This window comes from Mesorhizobium sp. P160927, from assembly GCF_057766385.1.
The window spans coordinates 2,813,322-2,834,818 of record NZ_JBYMDW010000001.1; the positions used below are offsets into that span (position 1 = coordinate 2,813,322).

Annotated in this window: 19 protein-coding genes; 9 read left to right on the plus strand and 10 right to left on the minus strand. The window is 65.5% G+C overall.

All coding sequences use genetic code 11. The annotated features are described in order from the left end of the window. Positions 1–4: 4 nt before the first annotated feature. Genes AC3CB8_RS13570 through AC3CB8_RS13590 form a run of 5 tightly spaced genes read left to right on the plus strand, consistent with a single transcriptional unit; the run spans position 5 to position 4,470 of the window. The gene (locus AC3CB8_RS13570; protein ID WP_352726311.1) at positions 5–1,081 is read left to right on the plus strand and encodes a Gfo/Idh/MocA family protein; all 1,077 of its coding nucleotides are present in this window, start codon (positions 5–7) and stop codon (positions 1,079–1,081) included. After that, on the plus strand, positions 1,081–1,899 hold the full coding sequence (locus AC3CB8_RS13575; protein ID WP_352562967.1) for a sugar phosphate isomerase/epimerase family protein: 819 nt from the start codon (positions 1,081–1,083) through the stop codon (positions 1,897–1,899). The genes AC3CB8_RS13570 and AC3CB8_RS13575 overlap by 1 nt, the downstream gene beginning before the upstream one ends. Next, positions 1,899–2,729, plus strand: coding sequence for an alpha/beta fold hydrolase (locus tag AC3CB8_RS13580; protein ID WP_352562968.1), 831 nt, complete (start codon positions 1,899–1,901; stop codon positions 2,727–2,729). Before AC3CB8_RS13575 ends, AC3CB8_RS13580 begins: the two co-directional genes overlap by 1 nt. Beyond that, a complete protein-coding gene (locus AC3CB8_RS13585) occupies positions 2,726–3,448 on the plus strand; it encodes a ribulose-phosphate 3-epimerase (RefSeq protein ID WP_352562969.1) in 723 nt (240 codons plus the stop codon). Before AC3CB8_RS13580 ends, AC3CB8_RS13585 begins: the two co-directional genes overlap by 4 nt. Further along, complete coding sequence (locus tag AC3CB8_RS13590; RefSeq protein ID WP_352562970.1) at positions 3,448–4,470, plus strand: ROK family protein; 1,023 nt, start codon at positions 3,448–3,450, stop codon at positions 4,468–4,470. The genes AC3CB8_RS13585 and AC3CB8_RS13590 overlap by 1 nt, the downstream gene beginning before the upstream one ends. A 152-nt stretch (positions 4,471–4,622) precedes the next feature. Here the strand turns inward: AC3CB8_RS13590 and AC3CB8_RS13595 are convergent, their stop codons facing one another. Continuing rightward, positions 4,623–5,951 (minus strand): dicarboxylate/amino acid:cation symporter, encoded by a 1,329-nt coding sequence (locus AC3CB8_RS13595; protein WP_023771131.1) that lies wholly within the window; start codon positions 5,949–5,951, stop codon positions 4,623–4,625. A 303-nt stretch (positions 5,952–6,254) separates the two neighbouring features. Here AC3CB8_RS13595 and AC3CB8_RS13600 point away from each other — a divergent pair, with 303 nt between their 5' ends. From AC3CB8_RS13600 to AC3CB8_RS13610, 3 genes are read left to right on the plus strand one after another with little or no spacing between them, the layout of a single operon-like run. After that, positions 6,255–8,072, plus strand: a complete 1,818-nt coding sequence (locus tag AC3CB8_RS13600) for a sensor histidine kinase (protein WP_435052988.1) — start codon at positions 6,255–6,257, stop codon at positions 8,070–8,072. Next, entirely contained in the window at positions 8,069–9,424 is a 1,356-nt protein-coding gene (locus AC3CB8_RS13605) for a sigma-54-dependent transcriptional regulator (protein ID WP_352562972.1), read from the plus strand. Before AC3CB8_RS13600 ends, AC3CB8_RS13605 begins: the two co-directional genes overlap by 4 nt. Before the next feature lie 28 nt (positions 9,425–9,452). Beyond that, positions 9,453–9,878 carry a GNAT family N-acetyltransferase gene (locus AC3CB8_RS13610; protein WP_352562973.1) on the plus strand — a complete coding sequence of 142 codons (426 nt, stop codon included), beginning with the start codon at positions 9,453–9,455 and terminating at the stop codon, positions 9,876–9,878. Here the strand turns inward: AC3CB8_RS13610 and AC3CB8_RS13615 are convergent, their stop codons facing one another. The 9 genes from AC3CB8_RS13615 to murA all read right to left on the minus strand — a co-directional run bounded on the left by AC3CB8_RS13615 (position 9,879) and on the right by murA (position 20,480). Then, positions 9,879–11,000, minus strand: a complete 1,122-nt coding sequence (locus tag AC3CB8_RS13615) for an anhydro-N-acetylmuramic acid kinase (protein ID WP_352563028.1) — start codon at positions 10,998–11,000, stop codon at positions 9,879–9,881. After that, a complete protein-coding gene (locus AC3CB8_RS13620; protein ID WP_352563029.1) occupies positions 11,000–11,959 on the minus strand; it encodes a serine hydrolase domain-containing protein in 960 nt (319 codons plus the stop codon). Before AC3CB8_RS13620 ends, AC3CB8_RS13615 begins: the two co-directional genes overlap by 1 nt. Before the next feature lie 91 nt (positions 11,960–12,050). After that, positions 12,051–13,799, minus strand: a complete 1,749-nt coding sequence (locus tag AC3CB8_RS13625; protein WP_352562974.1) for an ABC transporter ATP-binding protein — start codon at positions 13,797–13,799, stop codon at positions 12,051–12,053. After that, positions 13,796–14,635, minus strand: a complete 840-nt coding sequence (locus AC3CB8_RS13630; RefSeq protein WP_352546576.1) for an ABC transporter permease — start codon at positions 14,633–14,635, stop codon at positions 13,796–13,798. The genes AC3CB8_RS13625 and AC3CB8_RS13630 overlap by 4 nt, the downstream gene beginning before the upstream one ends. Next, on the minus strand, positions 14,635–15,594 hold the full coding sequence (locus AC3CB8_RS13635; protein ID WP_352562975.1) for an ABC transporter permease: 960 nt from the start codon (positions 15,592–15,594) through the stop codon (positions 14,635–14,637). Before AC3CB8_RS13635 ends, AC3CB8_RS13630 begins: the two co-directional genes overlap by 1 nt. Positions 15,595–15,625: 31 nt before the next feature. Further along, positions 15,626–17,137, minus strand: a complete 1,512-nt coding sequence (locus AC3CB8_RS13640) for an ABC transporter substrate-binding protein (protein ID WP_352562976.1) — start codon at positions 17,135–17,137, stop codon at positions 15,626–15,628. Between the two features lie 120 nt (positions 17,138–17,257). Beyond that, positions 17,258–18,181, minus strand: coding sequence for an N-acetylmuramic acid 6-phosphate etherase (gene murQ, locus AC3CB8_RS13645; RefSeq protein WP_023794640.1), 924 nt, complete (start codon positions 18,179–18,181; stop codon positions 17,258–17,260). A gap of 164 nt (positions 18,182–18,345) precedes the next feature. Then, positions 18,346–19,227 (minus strand): glucosamine kinase nucleotide-binding domain-containing protein, encoded by an 882-nt coding sequence (locus AC3CB8_RS13650; protein WP_352562977.1) that lies wholly within the window; start codon positions 19,225–19,227, stop codon positions 18,346–18,348. Then, a complete protein-coding gene (gene murA / locus AC3CB8_RS13655) occupies positions 19,224–20,480 on the minus strand; it encodes a UDP-N-acetylglucosamine 1-carboxyvinyltransferase (protein WP_352562978.1) in 1,257 nt (418 codons plus the stop codon). Before murA ends, AC3CB8_RS13650 begins: the two co-directional genes overlap by 4 nt. A 152-nt stretch (positions 20,481–20,632) precedes the next feature. On the opposite strand from murA, the gene AC3CB8_RS13660 reads away from it, so the two are divergent. Further along, positions 20,633–21,493 (plus strand): MurR/RpiR family transcriptional regulator, encoded by an 861-nt coding sequence (locus AC3CB8_RS13660; RefSeq protein ID WP_023771118.1) that lies wholly within the window; start codon positions 20,633–20,635, stop codon positions 21,491–21,493. Positions 21,494–21,497: the final 4 nt, after the last annotated feature.

A 21,497-nucleotide genomic window follows, 5' to 3' on the forward strand; every position in this document is an offset into this window, starting at 1 on the left:
GACGATGATCAAGAAACAGGACAGACGCCTCAGGGTCGGTGTGCTCGGCTGCGGCCCGATCGCCCAGTTCGCGCATCTGGAATCCTGCGTCAAGGCCGGCAATGCCGACCTCTACGCCATTTGCGATGCGGCACCCGATTTGCTCGCCCGCATGGGCGCCTCCTATGAACCTGGGAAGATGTATGCCGACTATGATGCCATGCTCGCCGATCCCGAGCTCGAAGCAGTCATCGTCGCCACGTCGGATGCCTATCACGTGCCGATGTCGATCAAGGCGCTCGATGCCGGCAAGCATGTTCTCTGCGAAAAGCCGATCGGTACCTCGGTCGAGGAAGGCGAAGCGCTGGCCGAGGCGGTGAAGCGCTCCGGCAAGGTGCTGCAGGTCGGCCACATGAAGCGCTTCGATCCGGCGCTGGAGGCCGCCCGCGACTTCGTCCGCGACGAGATGGGCGAGGTTCTGGCACTGAAGGCCTGGTATTGCGATTCCACCCACCGCTACACCAACACAGATGCCGTGCAGCCGCTGCCCGTCACCAGTAAGCTCGCGAAAAAGCCCGGCGGGAATCCCAAGGCTGATCTCAGGCAATATTTCATGCTGGCGCACGGATCGCATCTGGTTGACACCGCCCGCTTCCTCTGTGGCGACATCGTTGCCGTGCGCGCCCGCCTCAACGAGCGCTTCGGCGCCTATTGCTGGTTCGTCGAAACCGAATTCGCCAGCGGCGCGCTTGGCCATCTCGACCTCACCGTCGCCGTGCGCATGGACTGGCACGAAGGGTTTCAGCTCTACGGCGAGAACGGTTCCGTCATCGCCAAGACCTTCAATCCCTGGTACTTCCGCGCCAGCGAGGTCGACATCTTCCATGAGAAGGACGCGACCTCGCGAAAACCGCTTGGCGCCGACGGCCACTTCTTCCGCCGCCAGCTCGAGGGCCTTGCCGATACCGTGCTCACCGGCGCGCCGATGCGCGGCGCCAATGTCGGGGACGGCATCGCGTCGATCCGCGCCATGGTGGCGATTGCGCGCTCTGTCGAGACTGGCGAGCGGATCGAGCTTGCCTCGGTTTCGGGTGCGGTCTGATGTATCTAGGCATCTTCGCCAAGACATTTGCGGGTACCGACCCGGCCGCCGTGCTGGCTGCCGTGAAGCAGGCCGGCTATGAGACGACGCAGTTCAATCTCGCCTGCGCCGGCCTGCCGTCGATGCCGGATGCGGTGCCAGCGAATGCCGTCGCCGCCATTGGTGCCGCCGCGCGATCGTCAGGCGTTTCCCTGGCCGCGCTGTCGGGAACCTACAACATGGCGCATCCCGACAAGGCTGCGCGCGACGACGGGCTGAGGCGCCTGGCGGGGGTCATCTACACTGCGGCCACACTCGACATCCCACTGGTGACGCTCTGCACCGGCTCGCGCAACGCAGCCGACCAATGGGCATACCATCCCGACAATGCTGATCCGTCCGCCTGGTCCGACATGGCCGTCGAAATGGCGAAGGCACTGGCGCTGGCCGAGGAGGCCGGCGTCGATCTCGGCATCGAGCCCGAGCAGGCCAACGTCGTGACCTCGGCCATGGATGCGACCCGGCTGATCGCCGAGATGGGTTCGAAGCATCTGAAGATCGTGCTCGACCCCGCCAACCTGTTCGAGCATGCAAAGCCCGATGAAGCGAGAGCCGTCGTCGCCGCCGCGATCGATGAGGCCGCTGGCCACATCGCCATGGCGCACGCCAAGGATCGTTTTGCCGACGGCCGCTTCGCCACATCAGGCCAGGGCGTCGTCGACTTCCCGGATTTCGTCGCGCGGCTGAAGGGGGTGGATTTCGATGGCGCGCTGGTCACGCACGGCTTGCCCGCCGTCGAAGCCCCTGGCGTCGCTATCTTCCTGCGAGGGCTACTCTGATGGGTGCCGCGCCGACGATCATGCTGCGCGACGACGCTGCGCTCCACGTCTTGGACACAGGGCAGGGGCTTCCCATCGCCTTCCAGCATGGTCTCGGCGGCGATGCCGCGCAGGTGGCGCTGAACTTTCCCGACAGTCCGTCGCGCCGCCGGCTGACCATTGAATGCCGTGCGCAAGGCGGTTCCGGCGCCGGCGGCAAGCGTCCCTTCTCGATCGCGATGTTCGCCGACGACGTGCTGGCCGCCGCCGATGCGGTTGGAATGGAGCGCTTCGTCGCCGGCGGTATCTCGATGGGCGCCGCCATTGCACTGCACCTGGCGGCCCACCACCCGGATCGCGTCACAGGTCTTGTGCTGGTGCGCCCGGCCTGGACCTTCGGTGCGGCGCCGCGAAACATGCGCCCTTACGTCGAAGTGGCGGAACTCATCAGCCGGCTGCCGCTGGACGAGGCGCGCGACGCCTTCGCTTCCTCCGCGACTGCAACCCGCTTTCGCAGCGAGGCGCCGGACAATCTCGCCTCGTTGCTCGGCTTCTTCGCGCGTGACAACGCGACCGTTTTTGCCGAGGTGATGCAAGCGATCGCAAATGATGGGCCTAGCGTGACGCGGGCCACGGCGACCGGCCTCGCAATCCCGACGCTCGTCATCGGCAGCGGCATCGACCTCGTCCATCCCTTGGCGACCGCCCGCGAACTGGCTGAGACCATCCCCGGCGCCGTCTTCGCCGAGGTGACGCCGAAAGCCGTCGACAAGGATCGCCATTTCACCGAAATCCGCGCTGCCATCGGCGGCTTTCTCGATAGAAATTTCAACAACCAGGACCAATCATGATCTCGAAACCTTTGTCAGGCCCGGCCGCCATCGCCGCATTGCCGCGCGACCGTCTGATCGCCGAATTCTCATCGTGGTCGGCCAATCTCGCCAATTTCGAGAGCGACTTGCAGCGCATCGAACCCTATGTCGATATGCACCACATCGACGTCGCGGACGGCCATTTCGCGCCGTCCTTCCTGTTCTTCCCCGATCTCGTCGCCCGTATCGCCAAGCTGACGGCCAGGCCGATCCACGTCCATCTGATGATCGACCAAGCAATCGTCGAAGAACAGACGCGCCAGTTCATCGAGGCCGGCGCCGACATGGTCAGCGTCCATGCCGAGAACGGCGAAGCGGGTCTGCGCGCGGTGCGGCTGGCGCATGAACTCGGCGCCGAGGCCGGCGTCGTGCTGAGGCTGGAGACCCCGGTAGAGGCGGTGAAGCCCTTCGTCCAAGAGGTGGCGTTCGTCACGCTTCTTGGAACCGCGATCGGCGTCAAGGGCCAAGGCCTGTCGGAGAAGGCCTGTGACAGGCTGGGCGAAGCCCGCGTCGTCCTGAGGAACGCCGGTCGCGAGTCGGCCGTGGTGCTCGCCGCCGATGGCGGCATCCGCCAGGAAACCGTGCCGTTGCTGCGCGCCGCCGGCGCCGAGACCGTGGTGCTCGGTTCGCTCGCTTTCGGCGACAAGGATCTCGCCGGCCGCATCGGCTGGCTGCATGGTTTGAAGGTCGCGGCCTGATGAGCATTGAAGTCGCCCTCGCGATCGATCTTGGCGGCACCGAGCTTCGTGCCGCCCTGGTCGACCGTGACGGCAAGATCCTGGCCTTCGCTGCTGTGCCGACGCAGGCGCAGGCCGGCCCCGAAGTGGTGATCGGCCAGATCGAGGCGCTGGCCGCGACCGTTCATGCCGAAGCGCCGGGGCTGTCGATCCTCGGCGTCGGCATCGGCGCGCCGGGGCCGCTCGATCCGCTGGCCGGCATCGCCGTCGGACCGCCGACGCTGGCCGGCTGGCACGATGTGCCGCTGGCCGACATCCTCGGGCGGCGGCTCGGCCTGCCGGTGCGGCTGGAGAACGACGCCAATGCGGCAGCGCTCGGCGAATGGCGCTTCGGCGCCGGACACGGTGTGCGCTCCCTGGTCTTCGTCACCGTCTCGACCGGGATCGGCGGCGGTGTGGTTGCCGACGGACGCATCCTGCACGGCCGCCGCGGCCTTGCCGCCGAGATCGGCCACATGACCATCACCAACGAAGGCGAGCGCTGCGTGTGCGGAGTCGTCGGCTGCTTCGAGGCCATCGCTTCGGGAACCGCGCTCGGCCGCCGCGCCAATGCCGCAACGTCTCCTCTGGACGGTTCGACGCTGCGCCGCCTCTCGGCCAACGCCGAGGTCACGGGTCGCCACGTGGTCGAAGCCGCGCGGCTGCAGGACGACCTCGCTCTGGCTCTGCTCGAGGAGGAGGCGCGGTGGCTGGGGCTTGGCTTCACCAACCTTTTGCACCTCTATTCGCCCGACGTGCTGGTCGTTGGCGGCGGCATCGCCAATGGCCTCGACCTGATGGCGCCCGTCATCGGCGCGACCATCCGCCAGCGCGCCATGCGCGCCTATCGCGACGTGCCGGTCGTCCAGGCCCAGCTCGGCCGCCATGCCGGGCTGGTCGGCGTGGCCAGCCTCGTCCTGTTCGATGATTTGGGCACGTTGGCGGCTCCCATGCCTGTCGGCCCAAGCACATGTCTGGACGCGAGGAGGGACTTCAAGGGCTGAGCTCAAGCTTGCGCGGCCCTGTCTCTGCCATCTCTTCGCGGCCGATGGCAAGGCCCTGCCGCCGCTGCGCAAAGCCGCCTGATAGCGATGACACATGACCATGGCCGCAAGCGGCGTGCTTGCGGCCATGGTCCGTGGCATGAAGCCGTGGATCACTCGGCGGGAACGATGTCCGCCGGGAGGCTGTCGTCGGCGCTCCCAGCCAGCGCTCTCGCCAGCTTGGCTTCGTCGAGTTCGCCTTCCCAGCGCGCCACGACCAGCGTCGCCACCGCATTGCCGACGAAGTTGGTCAGCGCCCGGCATTCCGACATGAAGCGGTCGACGCCGAGGATCAGCGCCATGCCGGCGACCGGCACCGAGGGAACCACCGAAAGCGTGGCGGCCAAGGTGATGAAGCCTGCCCCGGTGATGCCAGCGGCACCCTTCGACGACAGCATCGCCACCAGCAGCAGCAGGATCTGGTCTGATATCGACAGATGGATGTTCGTCGCCTGGGCAATGAACAGGGCGGCAAGCGTCATGTAGATGTTGGTGCCGTCGAGATTGAAGGAATAGCCGGTAGGGATGACCAATCCGACCACCGAGCGCTTGGCGCCGGCCTTCTCCATTTTCTCCATCAGCGAGGGCAATGCCGCCTCCGACGACGAGGTGCCCAGCACCAGCAGCAGCTCTTCCTTGATGTAGCGGATCAGGGACAGGATCGAGAAGCCGTTGTAGCGGCAGACGGCACCGAGCACGACGAACACGAACAGGAACGAGGTCGCGTAGAAGGTTCCGACCAGCATGGCGAGGTTTATGACCGAGCCGATGCCGTATTTGCCGATGGTGAAGGCCATCGCACCGAACGCACCGATCGGGGCTGCCTTCATCAGCACGCTGACCAGCTTGAACATCGGCGCCATCAGCGCCTGCAGGAAATTGAGCACCGGCGTGCCCTTGTCGCCGACCAGCGCCAGCGCGATGCCGAACAGCACCGAGAAGAACAGCACCTGCAGGATGTCGCCGTCGGCGAAGGCGCCGACGATCGTGCCGGGAATGATGTTCATCAGGAAGCCGGTGACCGACTGGTCATGTGCCTTGGCAGCGTAAGTGTTCACGGTCGAGGCGTCGAGCGTCGCCGGGTCGATGTTGAAGCCGGCGCCCGGCTGCACGACATTGGCCACGACAAGGCCGATGATCAGTGCCAGCGTCGAGAAGGTGAGGAAGTAGAGCATCGCCTTGCCGGCGACGCGGCCGACCTTCTGCAGGTCGCTCATGCCGGCGATGCCGGTTGCGACCGTCAGGAAGATGACCGGGGCGATGATCATCTTGACCAGCTTGATGAAGGCGTCGCCCAACGGCTTCATGCTCTCGCCGATCGATGGATAGTAGTGGCCGAGCAGGATGCCGACGGTGATCGCCGCCAGCACCTGCACGTAGAGCTGGGCATAGAGGGGCTTGCGCTGCGCCGCGGGCGCGGCGGATTGGTCTGCGATATGCATCGAACTCTCTCCCTGGCCGGATAGGCGGAACCCGCCCTGCGTGACTTCTCCCATCGCGGCGTTCCGGTCGCCCGCCGCTGCAAGAACTTTGCAAGCGCTGTGCCAGATGCCGGATAGGCCGGAATCCCTGGGTTCAGCCGTTTCTGTCCTGCCTGCGACGGGGAGTTGTGCGGATTTCCGCACAGGTCTTGTTTGCCCTGGCGGAATTTCGCATTAGACTGGGCAAAGCCGGGGAGCAAAGGGAGAGAGCCGACGCCACGACAGCGCATCGATAGCGGATCTCCGGGGTCTGCAGGCCGCGACCTGCTGCGCGAAGCGGTAGCGCGCCTGCGCGGCCGTTGGCTGTTTGCGGCAATAGCGCTCGCTGTGCTTGCCGGCGCGGTTGCCACCGCCGGGCGCATCGCCGAGGGTCAGGCCGCCGATGACCTGCGCAATGGGGCATTGGCCGCCTTGCCGCTGGCGGCCGGAACCTTGACCGGCGAAATCGAAAAGCAACGTCTCGTGCCGCTGGTGCTGGCGCGCGACGATGCGGTGCGTGATGCGCTGCGCCGCGCCGGGAAAGTCGAGGAAACAGCGCTCGACGCCAAGCTGAAGGCCATAGCCAGCGATGCGTCGGCCTCGGCCATCTATGTCATCGATACAGCGGGCATGGCGATATCGGCCAGCAATGCCGGCCAGCCGGACAGCTTTGTCGGCAGCGATTATAATTTTCGCCACTATTTCACCGATGCGATGGCCAAGGGCGCAGCCAGTCAATATGGCCTCGGCACGATCAGCGGCAAGCCGGGACTCTACCTTGCCGGCCGTGTCGACGATGGTGGCAAACCGCTTGGCGTCGCGGTTCTGAAGGTCGAACTCGGCGGCGTCGAAGCCAATTGGCGGGCGAGCGGCTTTCTCGTTTTCGTCACCGACGAGCGCGGCGTCGTTCTGGCCACCAGCCAGCCCGACTGGCGGTTCCATGCGCTGGCGCCGCTCTCCGCCGCGGATGCCGCCGCGGCGCATGACCAGCTTCAACTGGTCGAAGCCGCCTTCGATCCGCTGCCGATCCGGCGTGGCGCCGGTGACGGTCTGGCGACAATAGACGAAGCCGGAAAATCGCGCCGGTTCGTCGAAGTGGTGCAGGGCCTGCCCGGTGCCGTCCCCGGCTGGCGCCTGTGGTTGCTGACGCCCGCCGATGCCACCTTGGCCGCCGCCGCCAACACGGCGCGCCTGACGACACTGCTCGGGCTGCTGCTGATGGGGTTGCTTGCCTATGTGTTCACCCGGCGCCGGCGCACACGCCGGCTGCGGCAGGAGGCGCTGGGGCGCATGAATGCCGAACTCGAAAGCCGGGTCAGCACGCGGACCGCCGAGTTGACGCGCTCGAACACGGCTCTTGCCGGCGAAATCGCCGAGCGCGAAAACGCCGAGGCCAAGGTCCGCCGGCTGCGCGACGATCTCGCTCAGGCCAACCGGCTCTCCATCCTCGGGCAGATCGCCGCCGGCGTGGCGCATGAGATCAACCAGCCGGTCGCCGCGATCCGCACTTATGCCGAGAATGCCGGCCGTTTTCTCGAGGCCGGCAGGACCGAACCGGCGAACGGCAATCTGACCTCGATCGTGTCGATGACTGAACGCATCGGCGCGATCACCAGCACGCTGCGCACCTTTGCGCGACGACCTGGCGTCGCTGCCTCGCCGTTGCCGGTAGGCGAGGCGATCGACGGCGCGCTGTCGCTTCTATCCGGCCGCATCCGCGATTCCGGCGTCACCATCGTCAAGCCGCGCGGCACCACATCGCCCGTGGTCATGGCCAGCCGCATCCGGCTGGAGCAGATCCTCGTGAACCTGTTGCAGAACGCGCTGGACGTCATGAAGGACCGACCCGATCCCCGCATTGAGATCGACCTCGCCGAACGCGGCGACCGCGTGCTGATTTCCGTGCGCGACAACGGTCCCGGCCTCGGCCCGGACGCGGCTACCAATCTGTTCATGCCGTTCCAGACCACCAAGGAGAAGGGGCTTGGCCTCGGCCTGGTGATCTCGCAGGAGATCGCCCAGGAATTGGGCGGCACGCTGCGGCTCGACCCCGGCACGGCCAGCGGTGCATCCTTCACCATCGACTTGAGGCGGATCGAATGACGCAGGGATCAGGGCTGGTCGCGCTTGTCGACGACGATGCGGATCTGCTGCATGCCACCACGCAACTGCTCGAACTTGCCGGCTTCACGGTGATCGGGTTCGACAACGCCGAGGCAGCGCTTGGTGTCGTCGACCGGAACTTCGAGGGTGTGGTCGTCAGCGACATCCGCATGCCCGGCATGAATGGGCTGCAACTCTTCGACCGCGTCAAGGCTGTTGATCCCGACTTGCCGGTGATCCTGGTCACCGGGCATGGCGATGTCGATCTTGCGGTCGCCGCGCTCAAGGATGGCGTCTATGATTTCATCCCGAAACCATATGCGGGGGAGCGTCTGGTGGAGGCGCTGAAGCGTGCATCGGAGAAGCGGCGGCTGGTGATGGAAAACCGGCGGCTGCGCGAAGCCGCCGCACTTGCCGCGGACGGCATGCCGTTGATCGGCGAAGCGCTCGCCATAAGGCGGTTGCGCGAGACCTTGCGCCAGATTGCCGACATGGACGTCGACGTGCTGGTGGAAGGCGAGACCGGAACCGGCAAGGAAGTGGTGGCCGACCTCCTGCACCGGTGGGGCCGACGGCGTGCAAAGCCGCTCGTCGCACTGAACTGCGGCGCTCTGCCCGAGACCGTCATCGAAAGCGAGCTGTTCGGCCACGAGGCCGGCGCGTTTACCGGGGCGCAGCGACGGCGGATCGGCAGCATCGAGCATTCCAGCGGCGGCACGCTGTTCCTCGACGAGATCGAATCCATGCCGCCGGCCCTGCAGGTCAAGCTGTTGCGGGTGCTGGAGACGCGCAGCCTCACCCCGCTCGGCTCGAACGAAACAAGGCGCCTCGATCTCCGGGTCGTCGCGGCGACCAAGGTCGATCTCGGCCGCCAGGACCAGCGCGGCGATTTTCGCGAGGATCTCTATTTCCGCCTCAACGTGGTGACGCTGCGCATTCCGCCGCTGCGCGAGCGGCCCGGCGATATCGAGATGCTGTTCGGCCATTTCTTAGGCAAGGCGGCGGAACGGTTTGGCCGGCCTATCGCCAAGGTGAACGCCGCCGTGAGCCATCATCTCCAGTCGCACGACTGGCCGGGCAATGTGCGCGAGCTCGCCCATTTCGCCGATCGCGTCGCGCTCGGTCTTGGTCCCGATGACGAAACCAGGTCCTCGCCCCCACGATCGCCAGCGCCTGCAGCCGCACTGCCGGAGCGGGTCGGGCATTACGAGGCACAGCTCATCCGTGACGCGTTGCGCGACCATGCCGGCGACGTGCGCGGCGCCATCGACGCGCTCGGCGTGCCGCGCAAGACGTTCTACGACAAGCTCAAGCGCTATGGCATCGCCGCATCTGATTTTCGTCCCTCTTGACGTTTCCAAGCGAGTATCCGGAAAAGCCATGAACACGACATTTGAAACGACCGCCGATCCCCTGCCGGAAGAACTCGCTTTTCTCAGTGAACGGCTGACGGCGTTCAACGACGGCGATGTCGGCGCGTCCGAAAGGAAGGCGCTGGCCGTGTTCGTGCGCGACGAGATCGGGGCGATCGTCGCCGGCATTTCAGGCTACACCGCCTGGGGTTGGCTCTACGTACAGTGGCTGTGGGTCGACGAAAGGCTGCGCGGCCAGCACATGGCAGGCCGGATACTCGACGCGGCTGAACGCGAAGCCGTGGCGCGCGGCTGCCAAAACGCCTGGATCGATACATTCAATCCTAACGCCGCCAAGGTCTATCAGAGGCAAGGCTATCAGCCGTTCGGGACGCTGGCCGATTTCCCTGTCGGCCGCAGCCGCATCTTCCTGCGGAAGAAACTGGTCGACTGATCAGCCAGCCAGCTTTCCGCCACGCATCGGCTGCGGCGCGCCCGTCGTGCTCGGGAAACTGATCGGCAGGCCGCGCAGCACGCGAACCGCGAGGAAGGCAAAACACTCCGCCTCCACAGCGTCGCCGCTCCAGCCGAGGCTTTCGGCCAGCACCACCTCGACGCCGGCGCGGCTGGCGAGCATCGCCATCATCGTCGGGTTGTGGCGGCCGCCCCCGCTGACCACCAGCTTCTTCGGCCGGCTTGGCAGAAGGTCGAGCGCCTTGCCGACAGCCGACGCGGTGAAGGCGGTGAGCAGGGCCGCGCCATCCTCGGCGCTCAGGCCATCGGCCATGGCCGCGCCGAAGTCGAAACGGTCGAGTGACTTTGGGTACGGCTTGGTCAGATAAGGATGCTGCAACAGCTTGGCGAGCCGGGCTTCGTCCACCTTTCCCGCGCGGCCAAGCGCGCCGTCGCGGTCCATATCGCCGAGCCCTTTCGACTTGATGAAATCGTTGAGCGGGGCATTGGCGGGGCCGGTGTCGAAGGCGATGACATTGTCGGCGCCGTCCCACCAGGTGATGTTGGCGACGCCGCCGAGATTGAGCACTGCCACCTCGCCACCGGCGCCGGCGCCGGCGCCGCGCATCAGCGCGGTGTGATAGGCAGCGGCCAAAGGCGCGCCTTGTCCGCCGGCGCGCATGTCGGCCGAGCGGAAATCATAGGCGACCTTGGTGCCGAGGATGGCATGCATCAGCTCGCCGTCGCCGAGCTGCCGGGTCTGGCCGAGCCGTCCGACCCGCGGCGCGCGATGCAGCACGGTCTGGCCGTGAAAGCCGACGACCCCGATCTCGGCCATCGTCATGCCGTAACCTTCCACGAGTTCCTTCACCGCCGCCGACTGCGCGCGCGTCAGCGCCTCTTCGGCCCCGCGGAAAATCGCGGGTTCCGGCCCGGTGAAATTCCAGGCTCGCGCCGCCGCCAGCGTCTCTTCCAGCAGCGAACGGATCGACGCGGGATAAGGCATCAGCCGGTAAGTGCCGAAATCGTCTATCCGCTCGCCATCGGTCTTGATCAGGGCGACATCGATGTTGCCGTCAAGCACCGTGCCGGTCATCAGGCCGACGGCCCAGATAGCTTCCATCATTGAGCTCCATTTATTAGGTCGCCGACCGCTTGCCGAAGCTGAACGATCCCGCTGTCGAAATGACGTGTCGGATGGATCCGGTTGGTGAGCAAGGTCCAAGCCTTGCCCCGGTGGAAGTCGATCCACAGCCCGGTGCCGGTAAAGCCGGTGTGGCCGATCGTTCCCGGACTGCACAGCGCACCGCCGGACCAGCCTTCGTAAGGGCGCTCCCAGCCATGGGTGCGGGTGGCCGACAGGGGCTCGCGCATCAGCGCGATCGATTGTTCGGATGCGCCCGTTCCGTCCAGCAATCCCCGGGCGAAATCGAGCACCGAAGCTGCCGTGCCGAACAGGCCGGCATGGCCGGCACCATGCAGCGCCGAGCAATTGTCGTCGTGAACCTCGCCGGACAGCACGCGATGGCGCCAGGTGCAGTCCTCGGTCGCCGCGGCGGTATCGGGTTCCGCGAACCAGGCAAAGCCTGGGCCGGGCTCCATGGCGCGGATGCTCTTGCCCGACAGTCGCTCCATCGCGAAGCCGAGCAGGATGAAATTGATGTCGGAATAGACAGGGTCACGCGCCCGCCATTCCCGCTGCAGGATGAAGGCGCGGAGCAGTTCAGGGTCGCGCCCATAAGTGTAGATCGGCTCGACGGCGGGGAACGGCGTCTGGTGGCCAAGGCACTGGCGAAAGGTCACCTTCCGCTCCCATGCGTTCGCGTCATACTGGCGAAGGTCGGGAAGCAGGGAGATCAGCGGCGCGTCGAGATCGATGATACCGTCCTGCGCCAGCGCCAGGATACGCGGCGTGGCGAAGATCACCTTGGTCAGCGACGCCAGGTCGAACCAGGTGTTTTCCCGCATCGGGCGCGGCTTCGGCACGAGCTGCGCTGAGCCGGTCGCGCGGATGATACGTTCCCCGTTTTTGTCGACAATTCCGAGCACGCCGCCGGGGATTCGCTTGGCGGCTACTGCCATTGCAAGGGGCTGGAATGCGCTATCGAAAATCTCGGGGAGGTCGCTCAATGCCGGCCACCCTCGGAGAGATGGCGCTGTCCCGCAAACATCTCTAAGCCTCCGCCCTCGCCACATGATCCACCCCAAACCGCTCCCATTTCGCCGGCGCCGGCTCGAATCCTGGCGGGCGCACCAGCGAGGGCACCTGGCGCGTGTCGATCTCGAAATGCTCGCGCCGACGGTCGATGGCCGGAACGGCTGATATCAGCTTCTTCGTATAGGAATGCCTCGGCTTCGACAGCACGGATTGTGCGTCGCCGATCTCGACGATCTGGCCGGCATAGATGACCGCGATGCGGTGCGCTATCCGCTCGACCACCGCCATGTCATGCGAGATGAACAGATAGGCCAGCCTAAACTCGCGCTGCAGGTCGACCAGCAGCTCCAACACCTTGGCCTGCACCGACACATCGAGCGCCGACACTGCTTCATCGAGGACCACGACGGACGGGTTGAGCATCAGCGCTCGGGCGATGCACAGCCTTTGTCGTTGGCCGCCGGAGAATTCATGCGGATAGCGCTCAAGGCTGTTCTTGGGCAGGCCGACGCGTTCCAGCAGGCACGCCATTCTGGCCCGCGTTTCGGCATCCACCCGGCCGCCGGTGGCGATCACGGGTTCCGCCAGAATGCTCTCGATCGTCAGCCTCGGATTGAGAGAGGCGTAAGGGTTCTGGAACACCATCTGAATGGGCTTGGCGCTGCGCCTCGGCGAGGCCGCTCGGGCGCTGACCGAGAAGCTGCCGCGCGTCGACCGCACAAGCCCTAGCATCGCCTTGGCCGCAGTGGATTTGCCCGAACCGCTCTCGCCGACTATGGCCAGCGTCTCGCCGTGCATCAGGTCGAAATCGACGCCATCGACGGCATGCACCGCGCCGGTGGCGCGGCTGAAGAAACTGCTTTTGAGGGGAAACCGCACCACCAGGCCATCGACCTTCAAGGCCGGTTCGGCGCTCGCGCCGTTGTCACGTTGCCCATCCGAGCGCGTCGCGCGACCGCTGGCGAAATGTGGCACGGCATGCAGCAGATGCTGGGTGTAGGGATGCTGGGGGCTGTCGAGGACACGGTTGAGCTCACCCTGTTCCACGGCCTGCCCGTTCTGCATCACCATCACCTTGTCGGCGATGCCGGCAACCAGGCCGATATCGTGGGTGATGAAGATAACGGACATGCCGCTTTCGCGCTTCAGCTCGGCAAGCAGCGCCATGATTTGCGCCTGCACGGTAACATCGAGCGCCGTCGTCGGCTCGTCGGCGATCAGCAGGCGCGGGTTGCAGGCGAGGGCAATGGCGATCATCACCCGCTGCAGCATGCCGCCGGACAGCTGGTTGGGCGTGTATTTCAGCCGGCGCGCGGCATCGGGAATGCGCACGCGGTCGAGCGCGTCCCTCGCTGCCGCCGTGGCCTGCCGGCCGGTCAAGCCGCGATGCAGGCGGAACGATTCCTCGATCTGGGTGCCGATGGTCAGCACAGGGTTGAGCGAGGTCATCGGTTCCTGAAAGATCATGCCGATCTCGGCGCCGCGAATGCCGGTCAGTTGCGGTTCGGTCGCGGTCGTCAACTCGAAGATGGTCCCATCGGTCCGCTTGAGCTTCATCGAGCCACCAGTGATGCGGCCGCCACCGAAATCGACGAGCCGGTTGATCGACAGCGCCGTCACCGACTTGCCCGAGCCGCTTTCGCCCACAATGGCCAGCGTCTCGCCGTCGGCGATATCGAAACTGACGCCGCGCACCACCTCGTTGGCCCAGGGATTGCGGCTGAAGCCGACGCGCAGGTCCGAGACTGACAAGAGCGCGGTCATGCGAACGCGCTCCGCGTCCTCGGGTCGAGTATGTCGCGCAAGGCGTCGCCCAGAAGGTTGAAGCCGAGAATGCTGATCATGATCGCCAGGCCCGGGAAGATCATCAGCCAGGGTGCCGTCTCCATCAGATTGCGGCTGTCGCTCAGCATAAGTCCGAGCGACGCGGCGGGCGGCTGCGTGCCGAGGCCGAGAAAACTCAAGCCGGCTTCGGTCAGCAGCGCCCAGGCGAGTGCCAGCGTCACTTGCACGGTCAGCGGCGCCACCAGGTTGAGCAGCAGGTGGCGCGTGACGATGTAGCTTGAACTGCTGCCGAAGGTACGCGCGGCATCGACGAATTCGCGTGTCTTGAGCGACAGCGCGGGGCCGCGCACCACGCGGGTGAAGATCGGCGTGTAGACGATGCCGATGGCAACGACGCTGGTCCAGGTGCCGGGTCCGGCGACGGTGACGATGAGCAGTGCCAGAAGGATCGCCGGGAAGGCCAGCAGCACGTCCATGATCCGCATAACGACGCTGTCCCAGCGGCGCCCGAGCCAGGCGGCGGCCAACCCCAGGATCGTTCCGGCAAGCGCCGCGAAGGCCACCGAGAAGAAGGCGACGGTAAAAGACTGGCCGATGCCCGCCATCAGGCGGCTGGCGACGTCGCGGCCGAACAGGTCGGTGCCCATCCAGTAGGCGGCGCTGGGCGCATGTAGCCGGTCGATACGGTACTGCGTGATCGGATTGTGCGGCGTCAACCCGAGCAGGCCGAGGATGGCAAGCAGCAGATAGACGCACACGATGACGCCACCGATGCGGCCGCTGCCATGGCCGAAGATGGCACGCAGGATGCGCATCACTGTTCCCCCAGTCGGATGCGCGGATCGAGCGCGACATAGGCGAGGTCGACCAGGAGATTGACGATCATGAAGTTGAAGGCGATGAACAGCACGCTGCCCTGCACCAGCGCGTAATCGCGTTGCAGGATGGCGTCGAGCACCATGCGTCCGAGGCCGGGCAGGGCGTAGATCTGCTCGACGATGACGGCGCCGCCCAGGAGATAGCCGAATTCCATGCCGCTCAGCGTCACCACCGGAATCAGCGCATTGGGAAGCGCGTGCCGCCAGATGACGCTGCGCGCCGAAGCGCCCTTGCTGCGCGCGGTGCGCACATAATCGTCGCTCAACACGTCGAGCATTGCCGATCGCGCAATGCGGGTGACCGATGCCGCGAAGGCGAAGCCGAGCGTGATGGCTGGCAGGATCAACTGGCTGAGATTGCGCAAGGGATCCTGCCAGAGCGGCACGAATTCGCCCATCGCCGGCAGCACGCCGAAGCCCGCCGACAGCGTGTAGATGATCAACAAGCCAAGCACGAAGCTCGGCGTCGATTGGCCGATCATGGCGGCGACGCGCACACCGAGATCCGACAGCTTCTCATTGTGCGTGGCGGCGTGGATGCCGGCCGGCATACCGACCAGGAGCGCGATGATCATTGACAGCACGGCCAGTTCCAGCGTCAGCGGAAAGCGCTCGAGGATGACGTCGAGAACCGGCCTGCCATAGGTGACGGATATGCCGAAATTGCCGTGCAGGATGCCGCCGATCCAGTGCCAGTACTGGACGAACCAGGGCTGGTCGATGCCGAAATAGGCGGCGAGCGAATCCCGTTGCGCCGGCGTCAGCAGGCCGGCCTCGGTGCCCAGCATTGCCGTGATCGAATCGCCAGGCACCATCCGGATCGCCACGAAGACCAGGATGGACACGCCAAGCAGGACGAGAGGAAACGTCGCCAGCCGTCGCAAGAGATAGTTCACGCCAGGAAGACCTCTCGTCCCGTTGCCGAAGCTACTGGATCGTCACCTTGCTCAGGCTGAACAGCGTGCCGGTCGGCGTCGGCACGAATCCGGATATGTTCTTCTGCTGGGCCGTGTAGCTGTACGAGGTGTAGAGCCAGATCCACGGCGACATTTCGGCGAGATGCTTCTCGAATTCGGCGAAGATCGCTTTGCGTTTGGCCGGATCGGTTTCTGCACGGCCCTGCTGCATCAGGCTGTCGAGCGTATCGTCGATGTAGTTCGCCACCTTCTGCAGATTGCCTGATTTGGTCCAGTAACGGTTGTACATGGTATAGGGGTCGGCCCGGCCGCCATTGAGCGCGATCGCCATGTCGAAATCGCCCTTCAGCCAGGCGTCGACATAGACGTTGAGCTCCATCATCTTGATATCGAGTTTGACGCCGATTTCGGCGAGCTGCGACTGGATGACCTGCGCTTCGGCCACTGCCGTCGGCGGCTCGCCTGTGGCGCCGATCACCGTCGCCGAAAAGCCGTCGGCAAAGCCGGCCTCGGCCATCAGCTTCTTGGCCTTTTCGACATCGCGCTTGTAGCAGAACAACTGGTTCGGATCGGTCGCCAGCGCCGGGATGGTCAGCGGTCCGGTGACCTTGCCTTCGCCGAGCGAAGCGGTGTCCAGCACCTCCTGCCGGTCGATGGCGCAGGAGATCGCCTGGCGCACCTTGAGCTCGGTCATCGGTTTACGCGACGGGTTGAGCTGCAGCACGTGATAGGCCAGCACCGGCACGCGGTTGAGTTGCAGGCTGGCTTCCTTCGGCACCAGCGTGGCGACGAGCGGGTCATTCAGCAGCGCGAAATCGATCTGCTTGGTGCGCATGGCGGCGAGGATCGCCGCCTCATCCGGCAGCACGCTGATCTCGATGCCGTCGACGCCGGTCGCGCCGCCGGCCCAGTTCTTGTTAGCGCTCAAGACTTCCTTGGCATTGGGATCCCATTTGTCGAGCTTGAACGGGCCCGAACCGACCGTCTTGGTGCCGATCGAGCCGGCCTTGATCTCGGACGCCGGAACGATGGCCGCGTTGACGTCGCTCATCGCCGTCAGGATCGGCACGTCGGGTTGCGACAGGTGGAACACGACGGTCGCCGGATCGGGTGTATCGATGCTGGCGATGGACAGGAAGTTGGCGCGGGCGGCGGCGCCGGTCTTCTCGTCGAGAATGCGCTCGAACGACGCCTTGACGTCGGCCGGGGTCACGGCCGTGCCGTCCTGGAATTTCGCCTTGGGATCGAGCTTGAAGGTCAGCTCCTTGCCGTCCTTCGAAAACTCCCAGGAGGAGGCGATGGCGGGGATGATCCGCAGGCTGGCGTCGACGCGCACCAGCGGCTCATAGATCAGCTCCAAGAGCCGCAGCGACGAAAAGGCCGTCTGCTTGTGCGGATCAAGCCCGGTGGCGTCTTGGGACCAGGCCATATGCAGCGTCGCCGCCTGCGCCGAAACCGTCGCGATGCCGAGCATCGCGGCAAGGGTGATGCCCGAAAGCAGCCTTCTTGTAAGATGAACCATTCTCGTCTCCCATTATTGAACTCGATGCCTTGCAGTTTCCGAGGACCGCTTCCAAGGCACACATGCTATGGAGTGTCGGCCCAGTCTATGCGGCTTGACGCCGTCTTGTCTAAAGCGGCTTCAGGTCGCTTCGTCACCGATCGCCTTTCGCAGGAACCCTCCGGCCCTGGTCAAAGCAGCCCGCGCCGCGTCCACGTCGAGGCCGGTGATGGTCACCAGGATCGCCAGCTTGACGTCATTGCCGGTCCGGTCGAGCGACTCTCGTGCCTGTTGCGGAGTACAGCCGGTGGTCTGCATGATGATCCTGATCGCCCGGGCCACCAGCTTCCTGTTCGACGGGTTCAGGTCGACCATCAGATTCTGGTAGCTCTTGCCGATCCGGATCATCGAGGCCGTGGTCAGCATGTTGAGCACCAGCTTCTGCGCGGTTCCCGATTTCAGCCGCGTCGAGCCGGTCAGCACTTCGGGGCCGACGACGGGCGAGATGGCGATGTCGGCGATGCCGGCAATGGCCGATGCCGGATTGCAGGAGAGGGCGACCGTTGTCGCGCCCACCCGCTTGGCATAGTTCAGCCCGCCGATGACGTAGGGCGTGCGTCCGCTGACCGCGATGCCGACCACCACGTCGTCGGGTGTGAGTCCGATCCCTTGCAAGGCCTTGGTGGCCATCTTCGGGTCATCCTCGGCGCCTTCGAGCGAGCGCACCAGCGCGTCGGGCCCGCCGGCAATCAGGCCGACCACCATGCGTTCGGGCACGCCGAATGTCGGCGGGCATTCCGAAGCGTCGAGCACGCCAAGCCGGCCGCTGGTGCCGGCGCCCATGTAGATGAGGCGCGCGCCCCTCTGGAAGGCAAGCACGATCCGATCCACCGCGGCGGCAATTTCGGGCAGCACCTTTTCGACGGCCGCAGGGACGATCTTGTCCTCGTCATTGATCCTGCGCAGCACGTCGATGGTCGGCAGCAGATCGATGTCGACGGTCCTTGGGTTCCGACCCTCGGAAACCAAGCGATCCAGCTCGGACATCAACCCTTGCTCGGTCATCCCAGCGCTTTCAAAAATTCTGCCGCACGGCGCCCGGCAACACTCGTCTGGCAACCAGTGCGGACGGTCCTTGGTCCGTCATCGCAGTCTCTATGTTAACTTTTTAGAATTTGATATTCACATCGTCAACAGAGGTTTGGAATATTTTATTCCTGTCCCTGTGGCTATCCCTTGCAAACCGAACGCTTGGCAAGAATGATCGCGCCGGATACGGCGTCGCCGTCGGCGGGCTTCAGGCGGCGCCGCACATCGGGCGAAAGCCATGGTTCGAGCGGGCTGGCGAGGCCGCCCAGCAACGTCACGCGCGGCGCGCCCTTCTCGAACAGCACTCGCACCAGCGTGTCGATCTGTTCGGCGGCACCTTGCACGATGCGGCGCCCAACGGGATCGCCCTGGTCGGCATGGCGCATCACCATGGGTGCAAGCGCGGCATAGTCCGTGGCGCTGGCGCGGTCCATCCAGGCGACGGCCTCCATTGGGTCGCCCGCGAAGCGCTGCATGACCTCCGCCAGCAGCGCCGTGCGCTCGTGGCGGCCGTCATGGGCGCGCAATGCCAGTTGCACGGCTTTCAATCCAAGGTCGGCGCCGCTGCCCTCGTCGGAGATCGGAAACCCGTAGCCGCCGGCGCGCAGGTCGCGGCCCTCGACGAAGCCGAGGCCGATCGAGCCGGTCCCGGCGATGACGATGGCGCCGTCCTGGCCGGAATGCGCGCCAAGGCAGGCACCGATGCCGTCGCTGACGAAGTCGATGCCGGCAAAGGGGTGCGCGATTGCCCGCAACGCCTCAAGCGCGCCTTTGCGACCGATGCCGGCAAGGCCGACGCCGGCATGGATCTTGGCGGTTTCGGCTGGCGCGAAACCTGCGTCCTCGATCGCCGCGCCGAAAGCTTTGGCGATGGAGGCCCAGGCTGCCTCGATGCCGAGCCGCGTCGTCGCCGGCCCCGACAGGCTCTGTCCCAGCACCTTGCCTTGCGCGTCCTCGACACGGGCGCGGCAACCGGTGCCGCCGCCATCGACGCCGAGAAAATAATCCGCTTCGGTATTCATGCGCCCAGCCGCTCGATGTCGGCGCCGCATAGGCGCAGCTTGCGGTCCAGTTGCTCGTAGCCGCGGTCGAGGTGATAGACGCGGTTGATTGTCGTCTCGCCTTCACAGACCAGCGCGGCCAGCACCAGAGACACCGAAGCGCGCAGATCGGTGGCCATCACCTGCGCGCCGTGCAATTTCTCGCCGCCGCGCACCAGCGCCATGGTGCCTTGCAGCTTGATGTTGGCGCCGAGCCGCATCAGTTCGGGCACATGCATGAAGCGGTTCTCGAAGATGGTTTCGCGCAGCAGCGACGCACCCTGCGCGCAGCACATCAGCGCCATGAACTGCGCCTGCAGGTCGGTCGGAAAGCCCGGATAAGGTTCCGTCGTCAGATCCGCGGCCTTGAGCGGTCGGTCGCGCGAGACGATCAGACCGCGATCGCCTGGCCAGACGCTGACGCCGGTAGCCTCCAGCAATTGCACGACAGAGGCCATGTGCTCGAGCCGGGCATGCGTCAGTTCGAGCTGGCCGCCGGTGATTGCGGCCGCGATGGCATAGGTGCCGGCCTCGATGCGGTCGGGGATGATGTCATGCCTGGCGGCATGCCAGCTGGTGTCGCCCGCGATCAGGATACGGTGCGTGCCGGCGCCCTCGATGCGCGCGCCCATGGCAACGAGGCAAGCGGCGAGATCGGCTACTTCCGGCTCGCGCGCCGCGTTCAGGATCTCGCTTTCGCCCTTGGCCGCGGTCGCCGCCATCATCGCGGTTTCCGTCGCCCCGACCGATGGCGAGGGGAGCACGATGCGCGTGCCGGTCAGCCCGTTCGGGGCCGCGGCGACGATCAGGCCGTTCTCGACGGCGATCCTGGCGCCGAGCGCGGCGAGTGCGGCGACATGCATGTCGAGCGGCCGCGCGCCGATCGCGCAGCCGCCCGGCAGCGAAACCCGGGCATGGCCGAACCGCGCCAGCAACGGCGCCAGGACAAGCACCGTCGCCCGCATTTTCCGAACCGTGTCGTAGGACGTCTCCTTGGAAACGGCGGTACTTGTGTCGATGGTGGCGGCATGGGCGGACCGGGTGATTTCGGCGCCGTGAAGTCGCACCACGCCGAGCATGTTTTCGACGTCGGTCACATCGGGCAGATTGGTCAATTCCAGCGGATAGGGGCTGAGCAGCGCAGCCGCGATCTGCGGCAAAGCGGCATTCTTGGCGCCCGAAATGGTGACCGCGCCCTGCAGTCTCTGTCCGCCGACGATCCGCAATCTGTCCATGGCTGGAACCTTGACGGCCACATCCGGTGACCTGCCCGGGAATCCCGAGCGACGACCCCGGGCCAAGTCGAGAATTAATTCTGCGTTCTTGGCTGTCAATCAAAATTGGAATAATTTATTCCTCTTCTTGCAAGGAAGAGCGAGGGATTTCCGTGTCCGTCTTAAGCAGGATCAGTGCCGAGCTCGACGGCATGGCGCCCGGCGATCGCGAGATAGGCCGTTACATCATCGGAAATCCCGACCAGATGCTGCGGCTGTCGACGGCCGCACTCGCGGCCGAGATCGGCCGCAGCCAGTCTAGCGTCGTCAAGTTCAGCCAGAAGCTCGGCTATGCCAGCTACCAGGAGCTCAAGCTCGCCGTCAGCGAGGCCAAGGCGCAGGATTGGCAGGTGCCGGCCGGCGTCATCCACGGCTCGATCGAGGTGGGTGACGGTTTTCCGGTCATCCTGAAGAAGCTGATCGGCAGCAAGCTGCTGTCGATGCAGCAGACCGTCGCCGCCAACAGCGAGCGCATTCTCTCCCGGACGCTGGACCTGCTGGATGGCGCGCGGCGCATCCATCTGGTCGGCGTCGGCGCTTCCTCGCTAGTGGCACGTGATTTTTCCTACAAGCTGATGAAGCTCGGCCGCAATGTGCTGCATGACAGCGACAGCCACATCCAGATGGCCAACGCCTCGACGCTCGGGCCTGACGATGTGCTGTTCGCGCTGTCCTATTCCGGCGCCAGTATCGAAACCTTGCGCATCGCCGAACTTGCCAGCAAGCGTGGCACGACGGTGATCGCCGTCACCGGCCTGCACGACAATCCGCTGAGCCGCGTCGCCGACATCCGCCTCTACACCCTCGCTGACGAGGAACGTGCGCGCTCTTCCTCCATCACCGCGCGCGACGCCCAGCTGACGCTGACCGACCTTCTGTTCATCTTGCTGGTTCAGAAGCAGCCCGACGCCAACGACTACGTTCACAACAGCGAGGCCGCGGTCACGGTGCTGAAGGCCGAGCGCTCGTCGTAGAGGC

What these genes read in the sequence shown, in the direction of transcription:
- AC3CB8_RS13650 (WP_352562977.1), bottom strand. Translation starts at nt 19,227, where the DNA reads ATGAATACCGAAGCGGATTATTTTCTCGGCGTCGATGGCGGCGGCACC.
- AC3CB8_RS13585 (WP_352562969.1), top strand. Translation starts at nt 2,726, where the DNA reads ATGATCTCGAAACCTTTGTCAGGCCCGGCCGCCATCGCCGCATTGCCG.
- AC3CB8_RS13630 (WP_352546576.1), bottom strand. Translation starts at nt 14,635, where the DNA reads ATGCGCATCCTGCGTGCCATCTTCGGCCATGGCAGCGGCCGCATCGGT.
- AC3CB8_RS13570 (WP_352726311.1), top strand. Translation starts at nt 5, where the DNA reads ATGATCAAGAAACAGGACAGACGCCTCAGGGTCGGTGTGCTCGGCTGC.
- AC3CB8_RS13615 (WP_352563028.1), bottom strand. Translation starts at nt 11,000, where the DNA reads ATGGAAGCTATCTGGGCCGTCGGCCTGATGACCGGCACGGTGCTTGAC.
- AC3CB8_RS13580 (WP_352562968.1), top strand. Translation starts at nt 1,899, where the DNA reads ATGGGTGCCGCGCCGACGATCATGCTGCGCGACGACGCTGCGCTCCAC.
- murQ (WP_023794640.1), bottom strand. Translation starts at nt 18,181, where the DNA reads ATGACCGAGCAAGGGTTGATGTCCGAGCTGGATCGCTTGGTTTCCGAG.
- AC3CB8_RS13575 (WP_352562967.1), top strand. Translation starts at nt 1,081, where the DNA reads ATGTATCTAGGCATCTTCGCCAAGACATTTGCGGGTACCGACCCGGCC.
- AC3CB8_RS13640 (WP_352562976.1), bottom strand. Translation starts at nt 17,137, where the DNA reads ATGGTTCATCTTACAAGAAGGCTGCTTTCGGGCATCACCCTTGCCGCG.
- AC3CB8_RS13625 (WP_352562974.1), bottom strand. Translation starts at nt 13,799, where the DNA reads ATGACCGCGCTCTTGTCAGTCTCGGACCTGCGCGTCGGCTTCAGCCGC.
- AC3CB8_RS13620 (WP_352563029.1), bottom strand. Translation starts at nt 11,959, where the DNA reads ATGGCAGTAGCCGCCAAGCGAATCCCCGGCGGCGTGCTCGGAATTGTC.
- murA (WP_352562978.1), bottom strand. Translation starts at nt 20,480, where the DNA reads ATGGACAGATTGCGGATCGTCGGCGGACAGAGACTGCAGGGCGCGGTC.
- AC3CB8_RS13610 (WP_352562973.1), top strand. Translation starts at nt 9,453, where the DNA reads ATGAACACGACATTTGAAACGACCGCCGATCCCCTGCCGGAAGAACTC.
- AC3CB8_RS13590 (WP_352562970.1), top strand. Translation starts at nt 3,448, where the DNA reads ATGAGCATTGAAGTCGCCCTCGCGATCGATCTTGGCGGCACCGAGCTT.
- AC3CB8_RS13595 (WP_023771131.1), bottom strand. Translation starts at nt 5,951, where the DNA reads ATGCATATCGCAGACCAATCCGCCGCGCCCGCGGCGCAGCGCAAGCCC.
- AC3CB8_RS13605 (WP_352562972.1), top strand. Translation starts at nt 8,069, where the DNA reads ATGACGCAGGGATCAGGGCTGGTCGCGCTTGTCGACGACGATGCGGAT.